The sequence below is a fragment of the Sphingomonas sp. SORGH_AS_0438 genome (assembly GCF_031453475.1).
GTDB lineage: Bacteria > Pseudomonadota > Alphaproteobacteria > Sphingomonadales > Sphingomonadaceae > Sphingomonas.
Genome location: NZ_JAVIZS010000001.1, coordinates 1,277,325 through 1,300,888 on the forward strand (window position 1 = coordinate 1,277,325; position 23,564 = coordinate 1,300,888).

At 66.4% G+C, this 23,564-nt stretch carries 21 protein-coding genes and 1 pseudogene; 7 read left to right on the forward strand and 15 right to left on the reverse strand.

Annotation, left to right across the window (positions count from 1 at the left end; all coding sequences use genetic code 11):
- Window positions 1-159 precede the first annotated feature (159 nt).
- The 9 genes from QE452_RS06040 to QE452_RS06080 form a co-directional block, all read right to left on the reverse strand.
- Entirely contained in the window at window positions 160-2,505 is a 2,346-nt protein-coding gene (locus QE452_RS06040; RefSeq protein WP_309660247.1) for a xanthine dehydrogenase family protein molybdopterin-binding subunit, read from the reverse strand.
- Complete coding sequence (locus tag QE452_RS06045) at window positions 2,502-3,491, reverse strand: xanthine dehydrogenase family protein subunit M (protein WP_309660248.1); 990 nt, start codon at window positions 3,489-3,491, stop codon at window positions 2,502-2,504. The genes QE452_RS06040 and QE452_RS06045 overlap by 4 nt, the downstream gene beginning before the upstream one ends.
- A complete protein-coding gene (locus tag QE452_RS06050) occupies window positions 3,488-3,982 on the reverse strand; it encodes a 2Fe-2S iron-sulfur cluster-binding protein (RefSeq protein ID WP_309660249.1) in 495 nt (164 codons plus the stop codon). Before QE452_RS06050 ends, QE452_RS06045 begins: the two co-directional genes overlap by 4 nt.
- 159 nt (window positions 3,983-4,141) lie before the next feature.
- Window positions 4,142-4,834, reverse strand: coding sequence for a hypothetical protein (locus QE452_RS06055; protein WP_309660250.1), 693 nt, complete (start codon window positions 4,832-4,834; stop codon window positions 4,142-4,144).
- Window positions 4,822-7,299: a TcfC E-set like domain-containing protein gene (locus QE452_RS06060; RefSeq protein ID WP_309660251.1), complete on the reverse strand. Its 2,478-nt coding sequence runs from the start codon at window positions 7,297-7,299 to the stop codon at window positions 4,822-4,824. Before QE452_RS06060 ends, QE452_RS06055 begins: the two co-directional genes overlap by 13 nt.
- Before the next feature lies 1 nt (window position 7,300).
- The gene (locus tag QE452_RS06065) at window positions 7,301-7,777 is read right to left on the reverse strand and encodes a hypothetical protein (protein WP_309660252.1); all 477 of its coding nucleotides are present in this window, start codon (window positions 7,775-7,777) and stop codon (window positions 7,301-7,303) included.
- Between the two features lie 24 nt (window positions 7,778-7,801).
- Entirely contained in the window at window positions 7,802-8,611 is an 810-nt protein-coding gene (locus QE452_RS06070; RefSeq protein WP_309660253.1) for a hypothetical protein, read from the reverse strand.
- A gap of 117 nt (window positions 8,612-8,728) precedes the next feature.
- On the reverse strand, window positions 8,729-9,202 hold the full coding sequence (locus QE452_RS06075; RefSeq protein WP_309660254.1) for a group 1 truncated hemoglobin: 474 nt from the start codon (window positions 9,200-9,202) through the stop codon (window positions 8,729-8,731).
- A 1-nt stretch (window position 9,203) separates the two neighbouring features.
- The gene (locus QE452_RS06080) at window positions 9,204-10,076 is read right to left on the reverse strand and encodes a DUF3034 family protein (protein WP_309729726.1); all 873 of its coding nucleotides are present in this window, start codon (window positions 10,074-10,076) and stop codon (window positions 9,204-9,206) included.
- Between the two features lie 171 nt (window positions 10,077-10,247).
- On the opposite strand from QE452_RS06080, the gene QE452_RS06085 reads away from it, so the two are divergent.
- The 3 genes and pseudogenes from QE452_RS06085 to QE452_RS06095 all read left to right on the forward strand — a co-directional run bounded on the left by QE452_RS06085 (window position 10,248) and on the right by QE452_RS06095 (window position 13,085).
- Entirely contained in the window at window positions 10,248-10,772 is a 525-nt protein-coding gene (locus QE452_RS06085) for a methylamine utilization protein (RefSeq protein WP_309660256.1), read from the forward strand.
- Window positions 10,773-10,873: 101 nt separating this feature from the next.
- A pseudogene (locus QE452_RS06090) lies at window positions 10,874-11,356 on the forward strand (cache domain-containing protein); the annotation flags it as partial.
- Window positions 11,357-11,696: 340 nt separating this feature from the next.
- Entirely contained in the window at window positions 11,697-13,085 is a 1,389-nt protein-coding gene (locus QE452_RS06095; protein ID WP_309729730.1) for an EAL domain-containing protein, read from the forward strand.
- Between the two features lie 73 nt (window positions 13,086-13,158).
- On the opposite strand, the gene QE452_RS06100 is transcribed toward QE452_RS06095, so the two are convergent.
- From QE452_RS06100 to QE452_RS06125, 6 genes are all read right to left on the reverse strand, one after another.
- Complete coding sequence (locus QE452_RS06100) at window positions 13,159-14,079, reverse strand: hypothetical protein (protein WP_309660258.1); 921 nt, start codon at window positions 14,077-14,079, stop codon at window positions 13,159-13,161.
- Entirely contained in the window at window positions 13,976-14,515 is a 540-nt protein-coding gene (locus QE452_RS06105; RefSeq protein ID WP_309660259.1) for a hypothetical protein, read from the reverse strand. The genes QE452_RS06100 and QE452_RS06105 overlap by 104 nt, the downstream gene beginning before the upstream one ends.
- Window positions 14,516-14,572: 57 nt before the next feature.
- Window positions 14,573-15,514, reverse strand: a complete 942-nt coding sequence (locus QE452_RS06110; RefSeq protein ID WP_309660260.1) for a hypothetical protein — start codon at window positions 15,512-15,514, stop codon at window positions 14,573-14,575.
- Complete coding sequence (locus tag QE452_RS06115) at window positions 15,486-17,990, reverse strand: hypothetical protein (RefSeq protein ID WP_309660261.1); 2,505 nt, start codon at window positions 17,988-17,990, stop codon at window positions 15,486-15,488. The genes QE452_RS06110 and QE452_RS06115 overlap by 29 nt, the downstream gene beginning before the upstream one ends.
- A 30-nt stretch (window positions 17,991-18,020) precedes the next feature.
- The gene (locus QE452_RS06120) at window positions 18,021-18,770 is read right to left on the reverse strand and encodes a fimbria/pilus periplasmic chaperone (protein ID WP_125993719.1); all 750 of its coding nucleotides are present in this window, start codon (window positions 18,768-18,770) and stop codon (window positions 18,021-18,023) included.
- 84 nt (window positions 18,771-18,854) lie between these two features.
- Window positions 18,855-19,409: a hypothetical protein gene (locus QE452_RS06125; RefSeq protein WP_309660262.1), complete on the reverse strand. Its 555-nt coding sequence runs from the start codon at window positions 19,407-19,409 to the stop codon at window positions 18,855-18,857.
- A 507-nt stretch (window positions 19,410-19,916) separates the two neighbouring features.
- Between QE452_RS06125 and QE452_RS06130 the strand changes: the two genes are divergently transcribed.
- The 4 genes from QE452_RS06130 (at window position 19,917) to QE452_RS06145 (ending at window position 23,531) form a co-directional block, all read left to right on the forward strand.
- Window positions 19,917-20,462: a LuxR C-terminal-related transcriptional regulator gene (locus QE452_RS06130; RefSeq protein WP_309660263.1), complete on the forward strand. Its 546-nt coding sequence runs from the start codon at window positions 19,917-19,919 to the stop codon at window positions 20,460-20,462.
- 155 nt (window positions 20,463-20,617) lie between these two features.
- A complete protein-coding gene (locus QE452_RS06135; protein WP_309660264.1) occupies window positions 20,618-21,697 on the forward strand; it encodes a glycosyltransferase 61 family protein in 1,080 nt (359 codons plus the stop codon).
- Between the two features lie 105 nt (window positions 21,698-21,802).
- Complete coding sequence (locus QE452_RS06140) at window positions 21,803-22,753, forward strand: Gfo/Idh/MocA family oxidoreductase (RefSeq protein WP_309660265.1); 951 nt, start codon at window positions 21,803-21,805, stop codon at window positions 22,751-22,753.
- A 187-nt stretch (window positions 22,754-22,940) separates the two neighbouring features.
- The gene (locus QE452_RS06145; RefSeq protein ID WP_309660266.1) at window positions 22,941-23,531 is read left to right on the forward strand and encodes a PEPxxWA-CTERM sorting domain-containing protein; all 591 of its coding nucleotides are present in this window, start codon (window positions 22,941-22,943) and stop codon (window positions 23,529-23,531) included.
- Window positions 23,532-23,564: the final 33 nt, after the last annotated feature.

Sequence of the window (23,564 nt, forward strand, 5' to 3'; positions counted from 1 at the left end):
GCCAGGGATCGACGGCGGGTGGCTGGTCGATGATCGCCAGCCACTCGCCCTCGATGTTCCGATCGATCCGGATCATGACCCGGTGTTCGCGTCGACGAAGCCGTCAGGGATGACGGAACGACTGCATATGGGTCGGCTTCGATGCGGGAGAGGGGCGCTCTATCGCATCAAGTTGTCGAGTGTGATCGGCAGGTTGCGGACGCGGATGCCGGTCGCGTTGTAGACGGCATTGGCGACCGCGGCCGCGACCCCGGTGATGCCGATCTCTCCGACCCCATGCGCTCCCATCGGCGTGTGCGGATCGGCGATGTCGGTCCAGATGACGTCGATCTCCGGCACGTCGAGATGCACCGGCAGGTGATATTCGGACAGGCTGGGGTTCATGATCCGGCCATTGCGTTCGTCGAACAGCGTCTCTTCCATCAGCGCCATGCCCAGCCCCATGATGATGCCGCCACGAAACTGGCTCGCCGCCGTCTTCGGATTGAGGATGCGGCCGCAGTCGAACGCGCCCAGGAAACGGCTGATGCGCGTCTCGCCGGTCACCGTATTGACCCGCACCTCGCAGAACAGCGCGCTGTGCGAATGCATCGACCAGTGCATCAATTCCAGCGGCATCGATCCCGCCTTGGTCACCGTCACGCTGTCGCGCCGCGCACGCGCGAGGATCGAGGCGTAGCTTTCGCGCCGCGATGGCTCCGCGAGGCTGGCCAGGGCCCCGGCATCGCTGCCGACCTCGTCCGCCGACAGGCCCGCCAGGGGCGAGTCGTTGCCGGCGAGCTTCAGCAAGGCGGTGACCAGCTCGGCCTGGGCGGCGATGACGGCGGCCCCGATCGCGGCGGTCTGCTGCGATCCACCGGCCATGATCGCGCCGGGAATGGCGGAATCGCCATAGCCGATCTCGATACGCTCCATCGGCAGGCCGAGCCGCTCGGCGGCGACGATCGCGGTCGTGGTGGCGGTGCCCATGCCCATCTCGGCCGCCGCGACCTCGACCTTCGCACGCACATCGTCGCCGTCGCGGGTCATCGTGATCCGCGCCTCGGCACCCGGCATCCGGTAATAGGGATAGGTGCCGGTCGCGCAGCCCATGCCGATCCGCCACTCGCCATCCTGCTGTGATCCGGGTGTCGCCGGGCGCGCGTCCCAACCGAACCGCTCCGCGCCACGCCGCCACGCCTCGACGATGTGGCGGGACGAGAAGGGGAGGCCGCTGGTCGGGTCGGCGTCGGGCTCGTTGCGGATACGCAGTTCGACCGGGTCCATGCCAAGGTCGGACGCGAGTTCGTCGATCGCCGATTCGAGCGCGAAGGTGCCGACCGCTTCGCCGGGCGCGCGCATGAAAGTGTTGGCGAGCATGTTCATCCGCGCCACCTCCACCTTCAGCAGCATGTTGGGTGCGGCATAGGCCGCGCGCGTGCCGAGGATGAAGGGCTCGGGCATCGCATTGTGCGGCGTCATCACCGTCAGGCCGGTATGGATCAGCGCCTCGAACTTGCCGTCGTCCGTGGCGCCGATCGCCACGCGCTGTTCGGTCAGCGTCCGCCCGCCGACGATCCGATAGACGCCCTCGCGCGACAGGGCGATGCGTACCGGGCGATGGGCCAGCCGCGCGGCCGCCGCGGCAATCACCTGATGGTCCCACAGGCCCTTGCTGCCGAACCCGCCGCCGACATAGGGCGAGGTCAGCCGGACCTGATCGGTCCGCAGGCCGAACACATCGGCCATGGTCTGGGCCTGCTGCGTCACCATCTGGCTGGCGTCGTGGATCACCAGATCGTCGCCGATCCAGGCCAGCGTCGCGGCATGGGGCTCGATCGGGTTATGGTTGTGGCGCGGGGTGCGATAGATGTGGTCGACCCGGTGGGGAGCCGCAGCCAGCGCCGCTTCGGCATCGCCGATCTCGTTCAACAACGGCTGGCCCATGAACAGGCCCGGCTCGATGCCGTTCGCCTTGGCGCCGGCGAGATCGGTGGTCGATGGCTCGGCTTCATAGGTGATGGCGAGAAGCGCGGCGGCGTGATCCGCCTGCTCCTGCGTTTCCGCCAGCACGCAGGCGACCGGCTGGCCGTTCCAGTGGATGCGGTCGTCCTGCAGGATCGGCAGGTCGGCCGGCCCGACCGCGGTCGGCGAGGAGCCGAAGACCGGTGGGGGCGCCATGCGCGGTGCGTTCCGATGGGTCATCACCAGCACGACCCCGGGTGCGGCCTCCGCAGCCCCCGTATCGATCGCGGCGATCCGCCCGCGGGGGATCGTCGCATAGGCGAGCGCGGCATAGACCATGTTGTCGAAACGATGCTCTGCGGCGAAGGCGGCGGCGCCGGTGACCTTCAGCGATCCGTCCAACCGCGAGACCGGTTGGCCGATCAACCCGTGCTTGCGCGCGATCAGAGGATCGGGCTTGCCGCCCGGGATCCAGCTGTCGGGGGCCAGCGGCACGAGCTTTTCAAGGGCGCCCTGCACCAGGCCCTGCGCCGCCTGCTTGGCGGTATCGACGATGCTCATGCTGCATCTCCCATGGTCAGTGAGGCGAGGACGGCGGCCAGTGTCCGCGTCGCCAGCGCCGGTTTGAAGCCATTGTCCCGCAGGGGCCGGGCGTCGGCGAATTCGGCCGCCGCCGCATCCAGGAACGCCTGGCGGGTGGCGGGACCATCGCGCAGCACAGCCTCCGCTTTCGTCGCCCGCCACGGCTTGTGCGCGATCCCGCCAAAGGCGATCCGTATGTCGGCGATGCGATCATCCGCCATCTCGACGGCCGCCGCGACCGAGACGAGCGCGAAGGCATAGCTCGCCCGGTCGCGCACCTTGCGATAGGTGGAGGTCGCGGCAAAGGCGAGCGGCGGCAGTTCCACCGCCGTGATCAGCTCGCCGGGCGCCAGGCTGGTATCGCGATCGGGCCGGTCGCCGGGCAGGCGGTGCAGGGCGTCGAAGGGCAGCGTACGGGAGCCGCTCGCGCCATCGAGATGGACGATCGCGTCCAGGGCCGCCAGGGCGACGCACATGTCGGACGGATGCGTCGCGACGCACGCGTCCGAGGCACCGAGGACGGCGTGGATGCGGTTGAACCCCTCGCGCGCGTCACAGCCCGTGTCCGGTGCCCGCTTGTTGCAGCGCGATCCGTCGGCATCGTAGAAATAGGAGCATCGCGTCCGCTGGAGCAGATTGCCGCCGACCGTCGCCATGTTGCGGATCTGCGCCGATGCACCGGCCAGGATCGCGCGCGCCAGTACCGGATAGCGCTCGCGCACCAGCCTGTGCTCGGCCAGCGCGGTGTTGCGGACCGCCGCACCGATCAGCAACCCGCCGCCCTCGGTCTCGACGATCTCGGCGGGCAGCGTGCTCACGTCGACCAGACGGGTCGGTGTTGCGATCCGCTCGCGCATCAGATCGACGATGTTGGTGCCACCGCCAAGATAGGCCGTGTCGGCGACGGCGCCCAAGCGCAGGGCCTCCGCCCGGTCGGCGGCGCGGGCATAGTCGAAGGGGGTCATGCCGCCACCGTCGCGCGGATCGCATCGATGATCCCGTTATGTGCCCCGCATCGGCACAAATTGCCGCTCATCCGTTCCTGAATCTCCGCGCGGGTCAGCGCGACGTCCGCCGACAGGTCGTCGCTCAGATAGCTCGGCACCCCGCGCTCCGCCTCCGCCGCCATGCCGATGGCCGAGCAGATCTGGCCCGGCGTGCAATAGCCGCATTGGAAACCGTCATGCTCGATAAAGGCGGTCTGGAGCGGGTGCAGCCCGTCGCCGTCCGCCAAGCCCTCGATCGTCGTCACCTGACGGCCCTCATATTGGACCGCCAGCGCCAGGCAGGACAGGATTCGCTCGCCATCGACCAGCACGGTGCAGGCCCCGCATGCGCCCTGGTTGCAGCCCTTCTTGGTGCCGGTCAGGTGCAATCCTTCACGTAGATGGTCGAGCAGCGACACACGCGCATCGACCGGTGCCGGCACGTCCACTCCATTGATGATCAGCGACATCGTCAAACTCCGACTGCCTTTGCAGATTCCCCGTAAAGAGAACGCCTTAGTTGAGCGCTTGTCTAGAATATTCGATCGTCCGGACGCGCATCGCCGCGTCGGACGGAAGGGCTGGCTGTCATCGCTGCGCCATCCTTCGTTGACGATGGGGCAGGGAGGCTAGAATCGTTGCAGGGTGGAGGTCTTGCCGACCGCGACGCGATAGGTGACCGGACCGGTGCCGGTCAGCGGTTGTTGCCATTGCTGCCCGACATAGAGCCGACGCGACGGCAGGTCGTGGCAGGTCGTCGGCGCGGCGGCATCGCATTGGTGGCCGTCATACAGTTCGACATTGGTATTGCCGTCGTTCCGAAGCACCAACGTGGAGCCGTCACGGGCACCAGCCACCTTCGCCAGCGGCACGGCCGGACGGATGATGACCAGCACGTCATAGCCTACCAGCAGCTTCAGGGCGGTGCTCGGTGCGGCAACGGCGCCGACCACCGGCTTCACGGTGACGCGGTAGATGCGGTCGGTGGCCCCGCGATCGGCGATCGCGGCGAAGCGGATCGTCTTGCGCTCACCCGGTTGCAGGATCAGCCGTTGCGGCGTCACCAGCAGCCCGCCAGCACCCGGATCGACGATCGGCCTGCGCGCTTCCGCCGGCTGCCCGGCTGCCAGGATTTCCGAAGGCTCGACCACGACATAGGCCATGTCGGCACCGTCGTTGGTGACTTCGACATTCTGCGCGATGTCCGAGGTCGGGAGGATATCCAGGACCACCTGGCTCAACACGATGCCCGCATCCGCCGGCGTCGGAAACCACGGGGCGGCCAGCACCAGGGCGAGAGCGGTGCGGATCATGGTCGGCATGGTACGTCTCCCAGGGCGACAAAAGGCGCGGTCGTATGCCGTGCGTCAAGCGTCGCGGTACAGGTGGCTCCATCGGCGGCGTGGACGGTCAGCGATGCGTTCCCCGCCGCCTGGATCTGGAAATAGCCATGGTCGTCCGTCGCGGCGACCGCGTCTCCGCTGGTAATATCCCCGTTCCGGATCGGGGCACCGGCGGCGGACACCAGCCGGCCGAACATCGCCAGCACGGGACGGGCGGACCATTCCAATGTCCGATACGAACCCGGATGCATGTCGATATGACGAGTTCGGGTGTCGAACGCCCAGAGTTGGTCGCCGATTACGCGAAGCCGCACGGCATAGCGGCGATAGGGCTGCACCGCGACGGCCAGGCGCTCGCCCGGATGGAGGATGCCGCGCACCGCCTCATCGACCAGCACCTCGAAGCGGGCGTTGCTCTTGGGGCCCCGCACGCGCACGGCGATCACGCTGTCGGTCTGTTCCCTGGCGCCGAGATGGAGCGTGCCGCCGCCCCAGCCCAAGGTGGTCTGACCCGACAGACCATATTGCCGGCTGTCCGCTCCGGGTTTCAGCCGCTGGACGATGGCGCCGGCGACGTAGCCGGCGGGTCCGCGCGCATCCGCGCCGGCCTGCACCAGGGTGGTTCCCCGCGTGAATTGGGTGAGCGCGCTGGCATTGAGCAGCCCGCCCGATCGATCGTCCCGTTGCAGCGATGCGCCCAGCTCCACCGCCTCCTCGCCTCCCGAGTAGGATGCACCGCCGCCCGACTGCCCCCGGATCGCGGCGTGGAGCTGGCTTCGTGCGCCGAGAAGCTGGAATTGCAGCCCGAACGCGACCGCGTTGCCCCGGTCGGTCGCGGCATAGGTCCCCGTACAGCCCAACCGGAAACGGTCATGCTCCACGATGGTCCAGCGCAACGCCGGACCCACGGCATAGCTCGCACGACCGTCGCGACCGCGACGATAATAGGCCGACAGGCTCCACTGCGTCCGTCGCAGATAGGCCGATACGCTGCCGGTCGCCTGGACATAATCGGGACTCTGGTCGAGAAACGGCGCCACCTCGACGCCCGCCAGCGGCGACCAGCGGCTCTCATCCTCGATCGGGATGAGCGCGCGTCCGTCGGCACTGCGCACATGGCGCAGATCGAAGCCGTAGTTCAGCCAGCCGGCACTGGTGGAATTGAGCTGGATCGCCACGCCGCGGTCGCCGGTCGAGGACGCCAGCAGGCCGACATGCCCCTGCACGGCCGGGGTGATGATGGTGGCGCCAACCTCCGCCAGGATCTTGCGGTCCGTGACGATCCCCGAGGCGTCCCAGGCGAGATGCGCGCCCCGGCGGCCGGCCAGTCCGACATTGAGGATCGGAACCGGGGTGATCGCGACCGGCATGTCTTCCCGTGCGGTGGCCAGCCAGCCAATCTCGGCGTGGAACAGGTGATAGCCGACGGGGGCGAGGGCGGCGTTTTTGGTGAAGAAGCGCCGTTCGACCCGTTGCGCACCGCCGGCGTCGTGGATGTGCAGTTCGATCATGTACGAGCCGTCGGGCAAGGTGGTCGTGTCCAGCGTCTGGTTGCCGCTCTCCAAGGATTGGGAGCCGATCAGTCGACCTTGGACATAGAGGTCGACCCGCGCCCGCCGGTCGAGGAAGAGGATCAACGGCGTGCCGGTCAGCGATGCCCGGTCGATGCGGGTGTCGAATTGCGATCCGACACCGAGACCGACGATCCGCCTGCGCCCGACCAGCTCGGTCCCGGGCGCATAGAACAGGCCGCCGATGTAGCGATGGCCGGGGCGGTCAAGTTGTGCCGCAAGATTGTCGATCTCGAGGCCCCGAAAGGACGAAATCGCCATCTCCGCGATCAGGCGGGCGTTCCCGGCGCCTACGACCAAGCGATTGCGCAAGGCATAGCTTGGTCGCTGACCACTGCCACCGGCGATGGCGAACCCCAGGGTGCCGACGGCCGTCGGTGCCGATGACGGGGGCGCGAGGAAATGCGCGTTGCCGTCGTCGCGCACGGCAAGCAGGCGCGGATTGACATAGATGGTGATCCGATACCGGGCCGGATCATAGACGATGGAAGCCACCGCCGGCCGTGGTCGATCGCAGGGATCGGCGAAGGATGCGCAAAGCGGAGCGGTATGGGGGGATAACGCGCCCGTCAGGGCGGTCGTGACGCTTGTGCGATCCAGCAGATCGGGAATGGCCGCGGCGACCGCGTCGGGATGGAAGAAGCGCAGCGAGGCGGGATCGGCTTCGACTTCGAACTGGCCGATCCGGCGATCGCCGAAATACACGTCGAGGACCGTGACCCGTTTCCGGTCCAGGTCGGCGAAGTCGGCCGGCATCGCCGCCGTCACCGCCGGGGCCCGGGGCGGGAGCGGCGGCTCGTCGTTCGCGCCATTAACCACGTTGCCGCTATTGGCAGCCAGCGACAGCAGGGCGGGAGCCAAGAGGGCGTACATGTCAGTTGGCCGACAGGATGACGGTCAGCGTGCCGGTGTAGTTTCCCGACCGGGCCGCGCTCAGGGCGATACCGCGAAGAATGACAATTAGGCTGGCATTGGTTGCTTGCAGCACCGGGCAGCTCAGCAGCATCGTTTGCCCGGGTAGCGGGCGGCCGGCGACGAGGTTGATGCCGGACACCTGCCCGGCGGAGGGGCTCCATTGCACCTCATAGGGAAGCGTCGCCGAACCGTTCGACAGGGTGAAGGCTCCGCCGGCGCCCGACCCCAAGGCCGTGACGGTGTACCGCCCACCCAGCAAGCCGCTATAGGCGCAGACGGATTGTGCCTGGACCTGATCGCTGCCGATATCGGTCACCAAGCCGAATCCCATATCGGACAGGTTGGAGATTTGCACGCCTTGGGCGGCAGCCGGCATCGTCACGCATGGGCTTGCCAGGCCAAGCGCCAACAGGATGGCCAGCCGCACCGACAGCATCGCTTTCCTCCCGGAATGCCGGCGTTACTGAGGCGTGACGAGCAAGGTCAGCGAACCCGTATAGGTGGTGGCCGACACCATGCTTTGCAGGCTGGGTGCCGAGATCGTGACGACCAGGCTCGACGTCGTCGACGGACTGGTGCTGCAGGTCGGATTGGCCGCCGTGGTCGCCAAGCCGGTGAGTGCCGTACCGGCCGTCAGCGCCGTGCCCGTGCTTTGCCCGGAGGTCTGGCTCCATTGGACGGAATAGGGGACGGTCAACGGCCCGTTCGCCAAGGTGAACGCGCCGCTCGTCCCACTGCCGGTTGCGGTAATGCTATAGCCCTTAGTCGCGGTGTTGCTCCACACGCAGTTGTTCTGCGCGGCGGAGGCGGCCGTAGCGGGATCGATATTGGTGAAGGTCACATCGGACAGGCCGGTGATCTGGGCGCGGTTCGCGACGCTGACCGATATGGTGATGCTGCCCGTCGAGGTGGTGCCAAGCGTACCCTGCGTCGATGCCATGGCCGGTGTCGCGGTCAACGCCGCCGAGATCGCGCAACCGAACAAGGTCGCAACCTGCCGGACGGTGGTTTTTCCTGTATTCCGCATAGTGACGTTCACCTTGCCCCCGAAGCAATCGCTTGGAATGTCAGGAGAAAATGACCGTTCTTCGTTAATCCCGTCTGAAATACTCAAACTGGATGCGATAAGCTTAAAGGCGGTTTTAATTTTTGCCCGGAGTGCTGCCGGGGCTTCTGCACCGCCGCAGCGATAGTTGAGCAACCGCTGCCCCGGTGACAGGTTGGCCGGGTGCGCCGCCGCGGTGATATGGTCGTTGGTGAGGCGCTCCACACCCGCCTTGGGTCGGCGGCGGGCGTTCGGCCGCGCGATTTCTGACCTGCACGCATGATGCCATGCCGTGCGCCTTGAGCGGCGTTGCGTCAGGTCATGACGGTATATGGTCCGGCATCACCGCGCCACGATTTCCCGGTGCATGGGGGCCAGTTTCGCCAGCAGGCGGTTTTGTGCGGCCATGGGCACGTGATGGCGGCGCATGGCGGCTTGCAGATTTTCGACCAGCGCCGCCATGTCGGCCTGCTGTATGCCCATGTCCTTGTGCGACTGGGCCATGGTCTGGCCGGAATAATGACATCCGCCATCCAGGATGTAGCAGAATTGTTCGAACAGCGTCCGGCGCAGACGCACCAAGTCCCGGTTCTTGAAGATATCGGTGATCCTGGGGTCGGCCGTATTCGTCGACACGAGATCGTCGACGATTGCGTGGACACCGGCCGCACCGCCAAAGGCCTGCCACATCGCATCGCCGCGAAACGGCGTCGCGCCCGCATTCGTGTCGGACTGCACATAGGGTGCGACCGGCTCCTCCCCGGCGGGCGGTACGGCGGCATTCTGCCATGCGAGGGCGATCAGGATGGCGATCATGTCAGAAGGATCCCCGTAGAGAGAGATAGGTGCCACGTTGGCGGCGGAAGGTGGCGATGTCGCCGAGGTCGACATAGGCGGCGGTGACAGACAGGTGCCGAGTCACCGCCAAAGCGGCAAAGGCATCGATCGCGCGCTGCTCGCGGGCGAAGGCCAGATTGTCGGGCTTGGTCCGTACCTCCGCACCCAGCAGCAGCGAAGGCGTGGCGAGCCACCCCACCGATCCCTCGAACTGCGCCGATCGTCCCCGGCGGCGATCCCCACCAAAGCCGAGCAGCCCGAACTGATTGGCTTTCGTCCACCGCACGGTCGCATCCACGACCAGGCTCTGGGCGAGCAGGACCTTGGTCGCGGAGGCATAGATGTCGGTGCCGCTGGAGGCCCGCCCGCCGACCAGCCGGATGACGGCCCCGCGTTCGGCGATCTTGTGCTGTACGCCGATGGCGATCTGCGGCAGCCAGCGATCCTGCTCCCACACCGCGTCGCCCGCGATCCGCAGCTTGCCCGACAGGATATGCTGGCCGAAGGTGAACCCACGACCCAGACCCAGCGCCGCCCCGGCGCGGCGCGTGTCGAAGCGCTGATAGGCATAGGACAGCTCGACCGAGTCGTTGATGCCCAGCCCGATGCCAGCCGTCTTCAGGTCGAAGTCGGGCAGGGCGACGATCGTCGCATGGGCGCTGCCACCGATGCCGTCGCGCGTCTCGCTGCCCCCGATCACCGCCCAGGCCGCCAGGCCTCCGCCGGCCGCACCCTCCACGCTGCTGACGCCATCGGTCAGGCGCAGCTTGCCGCCTGAGCGGCGCTCGGCGGCCTGGGCGGGCATGGCATGGGCCAGGAGGACCATGCCGAGGAAGAGCATAGAGGGGCGCATCGACACGCTCCTGCCGAGGAAATCTCAAAACCCGATTAACAATCGGCCGGAAGGTCTTGGCAAATTTACCCGTTTGAAACCTCGCGCGATCCATGAGCGGGCATGATCCTTCGCCATGCCCTGTTTTCGATCGCAGCGCTTTGCACGGCTGGTGTTGCGTCGGCGGCACCGGTGTCCATCCAGGTCATCGGCCCCGATGGCCGACCCTTGTCGGGCGCGGTGGTGACGCTGACCCTGCCTGGCACGCCTGCGCCCACGCCGCGCGGGACCTATCGCGTGGCGCAGCAGAATATCGCCTTCGATCCCAAGGTGCTGATCGTCCCGGTGGGCGCGCAGGTCAGCTTCCCCAATCTCGATCGGGTGCGCCACCACGTCTATTCCTTCTCGCCGGCCAAGAAGTTCGACCTCAAGCTCTATGGCCGCGACGACAGCCGCAGCGTCACCTTCGACAAGCCGGGGCCGGTCGCGCTGGGGTGCAACATCCATGACGCCATGAATGGACTGGTCTACGTCACCGCCACCCCCTTCGCCGCCGTCGCGGACGGGGACGGTCGTGTCGCCTTCACCGGGGTCGGCGCGGGGCGGGGGATGTTGACCGTCTGGCATCCGTCGATCCGCAAATCGGGCAACACGCTGTCGCAGCCGCTGGCCGTGAGTGCAGGCGGTGCCGCCTCCGTCGTCCGGCTGCGGCCGTGATGCGTCGTCCGCGCTTCCATAGCCTGCGCGCCCGTCTGACGGTGCTCTATGCCGGGCTCTTCTCAGCCGGCTTGCTGGCGCTCGCGATCCTGGCGCAGGGGATGATCGAGCGGAGTGCGCGCCAGACCGCCGCAGATGCGCTCGCGGCGAGCGGCAGCGTCTATGATCGTTTGTGGCAGGAGCGGGAACGGTCGCTGGTGGGAGCGGCCGATATCCTGGCGCGCGATTTCGGTTTCCGCTCGGCCGTGGCCAGCGGCGATGCCGCGACCATCGTCTCCGCGCTGGCCAGCCTGCGCGCGCGGGCCGACGCGCCCTATGCCGTGCTGATCGACATGAATGGGCGCGTCATCGGCGATGCGGGGCCGGTATCCGGTAGGCTTGCCGCGTTGCAGGGTGACGCGCTGGGCGATCGGCGCGATGCGGTGGTCGCTGTCGGGCGGCGGGCGAACCGCATCGTCACCGCGCCGGTCCTGGCTCCGCTGGAGATCGGCCGGATCGTCCTGATCGTCCCCCTCGATGCCCAGGAGATGCGCGGACTCGAACGCCTGTCCTCTATCCCCCTGACCGCCAGCATCCTCATCCGCCAGGGGCCGGGCTGGATGGACCGCGACCGGACGATCGGGGCGACTACGCCTGCCGATCGCGTGTTCACCCTGTCGTCGGCCGGCGAGCAGAGCTTCGCCATGTTGAAGCCACTGCATGGCATGGGCGCCAGGACGGAGGCGGCGCTGCTCCTCGCCTATCCGATGGACCGGGCGATGGCGCCGTACCGCTCGATCCAGATCGGGCTCGTCGCGGCCGGACTGGTCTGGTTGACGCTGATCGGCATCGGTTCCGCGAGGCTGGCCAGGAGCATCGCCCGGCCCGTCACCGCGCTCGATCGCGCCGCCCGCCGGCTGGCCGAGGGGCGAACGGACCGAGGTCGTGGTGGAGACGGCGGACGAGATCGGGCGATTGTCGGCGAGCTTCAACCTCATGTCGCAGGGGATCGTCGAGCGGGAGGAGCGGATCGCGCATCTCGCCTTCCACGACGTCCTGACCAACCTGCCCAACCGCGCCTTCTTCCGCCAGTCGCTCGATCAGGAAATCGCCCGCGCCGCGCGCAACGGCGAAGCGCTGGCGCTGCTCTACATGGACCTGGACGGGTTCAAGGTCGTGAACGACGCGCTCGGCCATCCGGTGGGCGATGGCCTGTTGCGCGCGGTCGGACAGCGGCTGCTCGAACTGTCCGACAACGCCTTCGTGGCGCGGCTGGGTGGCGACGAGTTCGTGATCATCATCGGCGAGGCCGCCGACCATAGTACCTCGCGCCGGCTGGCCCACAGCATCCTGGACGTTTTCGCGAACCCGGTGATGGTCGATGGGCGCGAGGTGACGGCCGGGATAAGCATCGGCATATCGCTGTTCCCGGAGGATGCCAGGACAGGCGAGGCGCTGGTGCGGAATGCCGATCTGGCGCTCTACCGCGCGAAGCAGGATGGGCGCGGCGTCTATCGCTTCTTCGAACAGGCGCTCGACCAGCAGGCCAGGCGTCGACGACAGATCGAGGCGGATTTGCGCAGCGCCATCCGGACCGGCGGGCTGGAATTGCGGTTCCAGCCGATCGTCGGAACCAGCGACACGTCGATCCGCTGCTTCGAAGCGTTGCTGCGCTGGCCGCATCCGATCGACGGCTATATCTCCCCGGTCGACTTCATCCCGGTCGCGGAGGAGACGGGCCTGATCGTGCCGCTGGGTGAATGGGTGATCCATGAGGCATGCCGGGTGGCCGCCGCCTGGCCCTCCAACATCCGCGTGGCGGTGAACGTGTCGCCCCTGCAGTTCCGGGCGCCGGGCTTTCAAGCCATCGTGCTGCAGGCGCTCGCCCGCAGCGGCCTTTCACCCTCGCGGCTCGAAATCGAGATCACCGAGTCGGTGTTCCTAGACGGCGTCGATACGGTGACCGATATCCTCCACCAGTTGCGCAGCCTGGGCGTCCGGATCGCGCTGGACGATTTCGGCACGGGCTATTCCTCGCTCAGCTATCTTCGGTCCTTCCCCTTCGACAAGCTGAAGATCGACCGGTCCTTCGTGATCAACATCGCCGATGACCCCAATGCCGGGGCGATCGTGAAGGCCATTCTCGACCTCGCCTCCGCCTTGCAGATGGAAACGACCGCAGAAGGCGTCGAAAGCCTGGAACAGCAGGCGGAACTGCAATCGCGGGGCTGCGATACGTTACAGGGCTTCCTGTTCAGCCGACCGGTCGATGCGAAGGCGGCCGGCGAACTGATCGAACAATGCTATCAGCAAGGCCGCTGTCAGGCGGCGTGATCATGACTTCGATCTCGGACGATCGTGCCTCGGCAGCAATCCCTTTCGGAGACGGCTGCCGACGCTTCGACTGTCAGGCGAGCCCACCCGTCAGCATCAGATGGCGAACATCCTCCGCAGTCTGATTGACCGCCCCCAGCCGCTCGATGAGCTGGGCCGGCCGGCTGCCCCTCAGCCCGGCAAGCGTCAGTTCCTTGTCGCGGACATAGGTGTACATGCCGCTGACCGCAAAAGCGGTGACATGGCCGATATGCCGCTTCTGCGCGTCGACCGTGCGGGAAAAATCCTCGGATGCGAAGAAGCGTCGCCGGCTGAGCGGCGTGGCGAAGGTGAGGTCCAGGACCGCCAAGTGCGCGCGTTCCGGCGGAACGGCATGGGCCACGTCCGGCGCAGGCGGCGCGGGATCGGCATTGTCATAGGCCTCGGGCAGGTGCAGCCGGACGCGCAGCAAGGCCGGGTCATCGGCGAGCATCTGCGCAAAACGCGTCATGAAGGCGGTAAACGCGTCCGGGTCTCCGGCGCCCGGTCCGAAATGGACGTGCATCCGGTCGAAATTGTCGTTGCCGTTGGGACTGGGGTCGGTGATCCGGTCGACCAATGTCCGCGAGCCGTGCGGAAGCGCATAGGCCACCGTGGCGGCGAACATGTTCTGCTCGTCCGAGAACAGGATCGAGGAAGCCTTGTTGAAGATGGCTTGATCAGCGGCATCGGCGAAGCCGATCTCCACTCCGCCATCGAGCACATAATCGGGAAAGGGTTCGATCCCGTCCTGGGCGGGCCAAAGATGCGCGTCCTGCTCGCGGTCGAGATGATATTGGACGTACCAGGCCAGTCCCGGCACTCGGGAGCAGAGCGGGCCATGGACGTCGCGCCAATAGGTTGCGAACACCTCATGTGGCACCTGTGGCCGTTTGAGGACGGTCGTATAGGTGTTGACCGCAATGGCGGCATCGCGCTCCGCATAATCGGCATTGGGACGCTGTTGCTGAGTCATCGCGGGTCTCGTTTTTGTCGGGGCAGGGGGCGGAGAACGCATCGTCTGTGGACTGGTGCCCCGAAAACCTGAACCGACGGCTCGCGGACATGTCCGTCACCGCATCGACGCGCTGGAAGGGCGAGATCGCCTCGTCCCATTCGACGGTCGGATCCTCGATCGGCTGCTTCTCGAGATCGCGGCAGAGCTGGACCTGGAACTCCCATTCGGCATCGAGCCGCGCCATTTCGACGCGCACGTCCTCGCGGATCGCATCGGGGCGGTCTGCCGCCTCGATGGTTCGGCCGGTGAGCGCGCGCTGGTCCGGCGCGATCGGCATCAGTCGATAGCTCGCGATATAGTCGCCGCAGCGATACGGCGTCACCGAATTGTACGTCTCGCCCAGCGGATCGGCGTTCGGCGTGCCGCCCAGCGTATCGACCGTCGGGCTGGACAATCCACCAGCGGCAACGACTGTTTCGGTATGGGGAGGGGGCGGGGGACATCCGGCGGGTCAGAGCGCGCTCAGTTCGATCGTCAGCAGGTCGGAATAGCTTCCCGCCGGGCGGGGGCCGACGGTGCCGAGTGTCAGGTCGAGCGGCAGTGACGCACCGGCCAGCGACGCCGGTGGCTCGAATTCCTCCGCCCATCCTCGGGCGAGGTCGACGGCGCGGCCATCGAATGCCGCCTGATAGGAGACACCGGCCTCGCTCGCCGCATGATCGGTCCGCATCAGATATCCGCCATTGGCGGACGCGATCGACAGCCTCGCCCGGCCATTTGCGCGCACCTGAAGAAAGACGCGACGCTGCGCACCCGTTTCCAGGACGCCGAAGTCCACGCGGGTGACGCTGGCGCCTTCGCCAAAGGTCCCGGCGGCGCCGACGATGTTCATCTGCGCGCGCGGCACCGTCGCCAGAACGATCCGAACCGGCAACGCCGTCCCGGTCGCGACGACGCTGCCCGGCGCGCGCAATTCCAGCGAGAGGTCGGTCGCGCTCTCGCCCGCCGGGGCGACGCCATGGGTCGTGACGGTGGCGTCCAGCGACAGCCGGGTCCGTCGTCCGGGCGGCAGCCGCACGCGCCAGACGCCGGTCGAGGCGGTCGGAACCGGAGTCGTATCGCCCGGCCCCGCCTGGATGCCGATCACCACGGCGCTGGGGTCGATCGCGATGTCGGCGCGCCCGAGATGCTGGTCATCGACCAGCGCCAGATCGACCTCGCAGGGCTGGTCCGAGCGGCTTTCGACATCGAAGCTCCACCGACCGGTCGTGCGGGCGAGGGCGAAGGGATCATAATCGAGCCGCAGCGTCGAGGCGACGGGCAGCAGCCTGGCATCGCATTGCTGCGCCGCCGCCGGCCCCGCCACGACCATCAGGACGCCAGCCAGTCCCGGCCAGATCCCGCGCCATGCGCTCCATGCCAGATCAGCGTGCCAGCCGGATCGTACCGACATCGATCAACCCCTCCGCATCCTTGGCGATCTCGAACGTCGCTATCGCCTGGCCGGGTAGCGTCAGGCGATAGCGGCCTGGCGCCAGCCGATCGGCGACGAAGCGACCGCTGCGATTGGTGAAGAAGCCGCGCGGCTTCCACGTCTTGCGCCGGGCGGCATCGACAGGCTCGATCGTGCCGGACGCGAGCGCGAGCGGCCCGGCCGGGCCGACCAATATGCCGACCGCGATGTGCGACTCGTCGCTGCCGATCATCGCGCGATAGCCGGAGCCGAAGCCGGGGAAGACGTTGATCGTGCCGGCACCCAGATCATATCCGATCGGCAGCGGATCGACCTTCACCTCGTAGCGGCCCGCGCCATAGGCCCGGCCCACCGGCACCAGCGCCGGCCCCAGCCAGCCGCTGCGCGCCACGACCCGGTCGCCTGCCAGGATGGACGCCTGCGCCCCCCGCAAGGACGGATGCAGGGCCGCGATGACGAACCCCTCATCGGCCGCGCGACCGACCCCGAACCGGCCATCGGCAAAGCCGACGAAGGTCCGGGCGTTCCAGTCGGAGGCATTGGCGGTCTGTCCGTCAGGCCCCCGCCGTTCGAGCCTATTATGGTTGAGCACCAGGTCGAACCGGTTGTTGATATAGGCCAGCCGACCGGAAATCGCCCGGGCATCGTCATCCTGCGTATAGCGGAGATTGCCGCTGATCTCGCCCAGCCGCCCATCGGGCGTGCGGCTGACCTCGACCTCGCTGCGCCCGGTTCCGCTGTCATAGCGGGCGAAGAGGTTGTCGCGTCGCCCGAAGCGGAGCGACAGGCCCAGCGCCACGCGGGTGTCGTTGCCGAAGCCGTTGCCGAAGACCAGCCGCGATCCCGTTGCGCTGAGACCCAGCCGGCCGAAGCTGCGGCCGAGCGTCATGTCGATCCGATAGGAGTTCGGACCACCGTCGCGCGCCTTGCTATAGCCGACACTGCCGCCGATGCTGATCGCATAGGGGGCCAGCCATTGCACCTGCGCGGCGACATCCAGCGCCCGGCTGTTCCGGCCATCGCGGCTGAACGCATTCTGGAATTCGGCGCTGCGATAGACGGCGGACAGGGCGAGACGAAGATCGTTCTTCGACCGGGTGGTGAACTCGCCGCGATAGTCGAGCGAGGCGGCCGTTTCGATGCCGCCCGCCGCGAAGCTTCGGCTCGCCGCCGTCTCGATGTGGAAGAAGCCGATCGGCGTGCCCAGCACCGCGACGCCGCCGATCTGCGCGCGCCTGGTGGTCGCCTGGGCATTGGCGCCCAAGGTCAGATTGTCCGACAGGCCGAAATAGCCATAGCCCGTCGCCGCCGGCGACGCACCGTAGCGCAAGGTGCCATGTTCGCGCACCCCGACCGCGCCGCCGAATTCGGACAGGCCGGGGGTCAGCAGGCTGGTCGAATTGAACACGTCGAAATCGAGGATCTCTCGCTTGCCGCCGATATCCTCGACCACGAGCTGCACCTGATTGGGGCCCGCGGCGAAGGGGAAGTCGCCGATGTCATAGCGGCCGGCGGCCAGCCGTACCGTCTGCACGCGGACCTGGTTGACGAGCACGTCGACGCTCGACTCCCGGTCGAGCGTGAATTGCTGTCGCCCGATCGGGCGCGTGTTCTGGAAGGGGCGGATCGTCTGATAGGCCCGCTCGACGCCAAGCCCCAGGATGCGCGCCGATCCCTGAAACGAGGTGGAGCTGGGCGTGAACTCGCCGGCGGTGAAGCGGATCGCGCGTTCGAATTCGTCATGCGTCGCGCGCAGCTCGCGCCGCAGCCAGCGCTCGCCATCATAGGTCGCGCCGCCGGTCAGCGTCACTCCCTCGAACCCGCCAATGCTGGCGATGCCGTTGAAGTCGGCGCGAACCCGCTCGAACCCCCGACCATAGACGTAGCGCTGGCCGGCGCCGATATTGACGCCGGCGGCGAACCGAGCCGGCTGGTCGAAGCTGGACGGCACCGGCACTTCCTGTTGCGGCGCGAAGCGGAGCGCGGTCGCGGCGGTGGCGCTGGGCGCCAGCGTGCCGATCACCTCCAAGGCTAGGCTGTCGAAGCGCAGCACGAAGGTATCGATGTTCAACTCGACGAAATCGACCCTCGGCCGCCCGGCGACCCGTGCCTCCATCGCCGCGTACAGGTCGGCGGCGACGACCGGCCGGATCAGCGCCAGGAAGCGGATCGCATCGATCTCGCCGGCACCCTTGGGATCGACCGCGACGCTGATCGTGCCGAGGAACGCGTCATTGACCCGCAACGAGACCTCCAGCGGCACCCGCACCGGCCCGACCCGTCCGAGCGGCGAGGCATGACTCTGCACTGGCGCCGCACCGGCCGCGGTTGCCGGCGCGACGGGCGACCCTGGCGTCGCGGCCGCCGCGTCATCGCCGCGCGTCAGGTCATGCCCCCGCGCGGGCACCAGCGCGACGCTCGACGCGCAGGCGCCCGCCATCGCGAGGCGCGCCATTCGCCGGCGCGCACCGACGCGTGCCATAGGTCACTGGACGGTGAGAACGGGCTTGATCGGGCCGGTCAGCCCCGTCAGGTCCTTTGCCGCGATGGTCGCCCGCCGGGTCTGGCGGGGCATGAAGGCCGAGAAATCGCCGATCTTGAAATCCTCGGGCTTCAACTCGCTACGCTTGCCGGCCGCGTCGGTCAGCCGGACATCGGACGCGGTCAGCACCGCGATCCCCGCGCCGCTATTGGTGATGCGCAACATCAGGTCGCCATTGGGCGCGCGACCGACATCCTCCACCGCCAGCACCGCCTTGGCATCCTCGGGCGAGACGATGATATGGCTGAGGAAGTTGAAGCTGACCTTAACGTCGGTGGCCGCACCCGAACTGCTGGTCGCGGTCGCCATGCCCGGCGCGCTGACCGGCAGTTGCGACACGCGCACCCCGTACATGCGCGCCTCGGTCAGGGCAGGGTCACCGATATACCGGATCTGCACCGTCTGCTCCTTGCCCGGGTCGATCGAGGTCTGGGCAGGATAGACGAGCACGTCCTTCTCCTCATCGACCCTGGTGGCGGCCCCGGCCTCGTTCACGGTGGCGCGGAACGGGGTCATCTCCAGCGAGATCGGGACCGCGCCCGAATTCTTGATGATCATGCTCACCCGCGCCTTGGGCCCCGATGGCGCGATCGTCGTCAGCATCGGCTGAACCTGATACCCCTGCGCCACGGCCGTCGCTGGCCACGCGGCGATCAGCAGCGCCCCCGCGATGAGCGTCCTTGAAATTCGCATGTCCCGTCCCCCTTTTCCGCCATCTTCCACCCCTGGAAAAAAGGGGAGCCGCTCGCGGCGTCTCCCCTTCTTCGAGCAGGTGGTTCAGACCGAGGTGGCGGTGAAACTGAACACCTCGGTATAGGTGCCGGCCGGCGCGGCATTGGCCGGATAGTTGCGCGAGGTGGGCGTGTTGTTCGGGTCCACCGCGACATTCAGGTTCATCGACAGCACCAGCGGAATGCCGTTCGCCACCGCTTGCGTATAGCCCGAGTTGGAGCGGGTGAACTGGTTGCGATCCTCGGTATTGCTGCCGGGGAAGGTGTCGTGCGCGGGGATGTTGAACGCGCTGTCGCTGGCCGAATCCACGCTCACGTCATAGTTGATCCGGTGCTCCATGCCATTGATGGTCTGGAGAAGATCGCCATTCTGGGTGCGCAGGATGAACTTGGTGCCGGACACGGCATTGCAGGACAGGCGCAGATTGGCCACCGTCTGCACGCCGGCCATGGCGACCGAGGCGGTGCCGCTCGACACGTTGGTCAGGTTGACGTTGCAGTAGGGCGCGACGACACCCTGAACGTTCAGCGTTTCCGCCGATGCCGGCACGGCGACGATCCCGGCTGCGATGGCAGCCGAAGCGATGATCAGACCCTTCATCGATTTTCTCCTGTTATGTGGTTTCACCCGCCCTTTTTCCGGCGGTTTCCCTTTGCGACCCCTCGGAAACGAACCCCTTGGCGTCGGATGAACGCTAGGTGAATTTCTCGATGGTGAAATCTCACACATTGGGTAGGTCGTCGAAAAAAGTCTTCGATGCCAAGGGCTTTATAAAAATGCTTCAAAATGGGACAGTTATTAATAACAGTGCGCCCATCTGGGGATTTTCATCCCCATATCTGGTGCATAATCCGTTCGAAATCAGGCGAATACGACTCATGGACTCGTCTAGGGAAGCGCATCACGCCGGAGCGATCCGTTATGTCTGTTTCTGCCTTAACAGGGATCGGGCTGAAACAGCATAGCAGTAGATCATATCTCCGTCCGGTCGCGAAGGTCGCAATGCCTTTACTGCCATCGCCTTGAGTCGTCTGAACAGCCGTCATTCAAGGGGGAATATCTATGGTCTGTATATCGGAGCAGGTGGCGACATCTGCGCGAGCCAGCATGTTTTCGCTGTGGGCGGAACATGACGAGCGCGCCAAGCTGATCATCAATGATCAGTTCGCTATACTCTGGGCCAATGCCGCGGCGCTGGAATTGATCGAGGAACTGGCCACCCGACCTATCAAGCAGCGGTGCATGGCCGGCGGGGGGACGCATCGATCCGATTTGCTACGCTGGATCGTACAATCCGTGCATGGCGAGGCGACGTGGATATGCCTGCCCCATGCCAGCGGCCGGCATCTGTTCTGCGCCGCGATCCAGCTTCGCAGCGAAGCGGGGGAACCGCTGATCGGACTGACGCTTCGTGCCGCGATGCCGACTCAGACGATCGAGGATGATCGGTTGCAAGGCCTGTTCCACCTCACCGGAGCCGAGCGCCGCATCGTGCAGGCGCTGTTCAGCGGTTGCACCGCCGAGGAGGCGGGGGTGGCGCTGCACATCTCGATCGGGACGGTGCGGGTGCATATCCGCCACATCTACGAAAAGCTCCAGGTCGGATCGCGCGAGGCGCTGTTCCACAAGCTGCTTCCCTATATCAGCGCCTGACCGTAAGGCTGGCCCATAATTGAGGAAACCTATGCAAGTTATTGTGCAAAGGTGATTGTTCTTCACCTCGCGAGCCGTCAAACCAGTCGCCAGCCATGACCGGTGTCGCCGATACGCGTCCTGCCGCGGCGATCATACGAACGAAGGATGCCTGGATGGACGCTCGTCGGACTGCGCTACTGTCACGTCTCAAACCGTTCGTCAGCCGGTTGCGGCCGAAGCTCGGACTGCCCAACGATCATGGCCATGGAGCGACGCGGCGGTGGCAGATCGCCCCTGGGACCCGCACCGTCAGTCCGGCGGCACTCTACCATCCCGCCGATCTCGACCGGATCACCGGGGTGGGCTCCACGATACGCGACGTCGCGTCCGAGCGTCAGCGCGTGGTGGGTGGACCGGTCGAGAATGCCCCGACGATCGCCTATGAACTGAAGGACGCCGTAATTTCGCGCGGGCAGATCTTCACTTGGCGCACCTATCTGCAGGTCGGGATGGAGCCAGCGCCTGTGATGGCATCATCGATGGCGCCGCATTACGGTCACGCGTCGATGGCCTCGTCCTGGATCGGTTGCCGCTATTTCGGACACTGGTTGATGGACGATCTGCCCCGCCAGCTTGCGGTCCAGTCCCTTGCCCCACCGCTGTCGGTACTGACCCAACCGACGGCATCGCAACGCGATTATGCCGCGCAGCTTGATCTGGTCATCCCCGTCACGGCGGAAGCGCGGGTCGACCGGCTGATCGTCATCGACGATTTCGGTCAGAATGCGGACAAGCAGGATCGCTACGAGCGATTGCGCGCGCTGGCTCGGGACCGGTATCCGACGAGCCGCGGACAGCGCGTCATGTTGCTGCGCGGGGCGACGGGCAAGCGGCGGATGCTCGTCAACGAAGCGGCGCTGGCGGAGGCCTTGGCCGCGCGGGGCTTCATCGTCCTCGATCCCGCCGAGACACCGGTGTCGCACATCCTCGCAACCTGTGTCGACGCGGACCTGGTCATCGGCGTCGAGGGCAGCCAGATGCTGAACGGCGCGCTCTGGGCACGGCGCGGCGGGGCGGTGCTGACGATACAACCACCTCATCGTTTCGAACTGATCATCAAGGATTTATGCGACGCGATCGGCCTTCGTTATGCCTTTGTGGTCGGGGAGCAACAGGGCGAAAACGACTTTGCCGTCGATATCGATCAGGTCCTGCGGATGATCGACCGGATCGATGCGGAGGCCGCCGGATAGCTATCAGGCCCTTGCAGACCGGATCGGATCAAGGATGGAACCGACTGGCTCTGGGGTACAGTTCGTCCGGGGTCGACCCGGGGATCGGTTGCGGCAAGCGCAACGATGACGGTACCGCATATCGTCAAGGGCGGCGATCATGCCGGGCCGAGGAAAGACAATATGCGGGTCCTTCTGATTGGTCTGGGCGACATCGCCCGGAAAGCCTATCTTCCGGTGCTGTCCAGGCGTGCCGATCTCGACATTCACCTGGCGACACGCGACCAAGTCGTTCTTGACGCGATTGGCTCTGCGTTCCGGATCGAGCATCGGCACAGCAGCGCGACGGATGCGCTGTCCGCCACATCCTTCGATGCCGCTTTCGTCCATGCGGCGACGCCGGCGCACGCCGACCTCGTCAGGCTGTTGATCGAGCGCGGTATCCCGACCTTCGTCGACAAACCACTCGCGGATAATCTCAGCGACGTCGAAGCGCTTGTGGCCTTGGCCAGGGCGCGTGCGGTTCCGCTCATGGTCGGTTTCAACAGGCGCTTCGCTCCCGACTATATGGCTCTGCGTGGCATTGCGGCGGACCTCATCCTCATGGAAAAACATCGCTTCCGCCAGCCGGACGCGCCGCGGCGGGTGGTCTTCGACGACTTCATCCATGTCGTCGATACGCTGTTGTTCCTCGTGCCTGGTGCGGTCCGCCGACGCACTATCGAGACCCATGTCGTGGACGGCCTGCTGCACGCCGTCACCCTCACGCTCGCTGGCGATGGGTTTACCGCCATCGGCATGATGCATCGTGACAGCGGGCTAGACGAGGAGCGGTTGGACGTGATGGGCGGCGGGGCGCGCCACACCGTGCTCAACCTCGCGGATCGCATCGAAGCGCGTGGGGTACAGCATTCGCATCGACGGGCCGACTGGACATCGGTCGGGCGGCAACGCGGTTTCGAGGCGATGTGCGACGACTTCCTGCTGGCCGCGCGCGTGCGTCGGCCGGTCGACAGCGCCGCTATTCTGGCGACGCATGAGATATGCGAGGCAATCGTCCGGCATGCGGAGACCTGAACCATCCCGTTCTGATACAGGTGAGGGCGCTTTAGTGGCTGATAGTTAACAGAAATTCATTGAGAAAATCGGTGTTTATGGCATGATTGCGATCGGCACTCGACCCCAAGCGTCAGACAATATCGATCCATCTCGATCATCACTGACCCTTGAGGACAACCAGCGGGGCCGAACAGGGAAGAATGTGATGGGGAAGATCATCCGTTACGTGATCGCCGGCGTGCTTTCGACGGCGGTCCTGCCGGTGACCCAGGCCGAGGCGGCGACGCTGGTCGTCGACGTCGCGGGCGCGCAGAGCTTCGCCCCATTCGGCGACGCGCAGAATAGCGTGCAAATCTTCAATATCGGAGCCGCATCGCGAGTCACTGGCCTGGCATACGCCGTGACGATCACGGCATTCGATCCAAGCTACCTGTCGGAGACGTCGGTGGGGTTGACCAGTTCGGATGGCGGTGCCGGCTTGACCCTGACGCCCGGTGGCAATGACCGCAATCCGGGTACGGCCAGCTACACGGGCTCGGCGGATCTCGTCGTGCTGGGCCTTGATTTCATGGTCGGTGCGGACGGCATCTTGCGGCTGGAATATTTCGAGGATTTGGACGATATTTCGGTGTCGCCGGATGCGCGCTGGACCGCCGGCACGCTGACCCTGACCTATGACGAAGCCACGGGCGCGGTTCCGGAACCCGCCACCTGGGCGATGATGCTCGTCGGATTCGGCCTGATCGGCGGCGCGGCGCGCTATCGTCGCCGGGCTATGAAAGTTGGCTGGGCCTAACTGTTTGATCTTCGGATTTGATGGTGTGTCCTA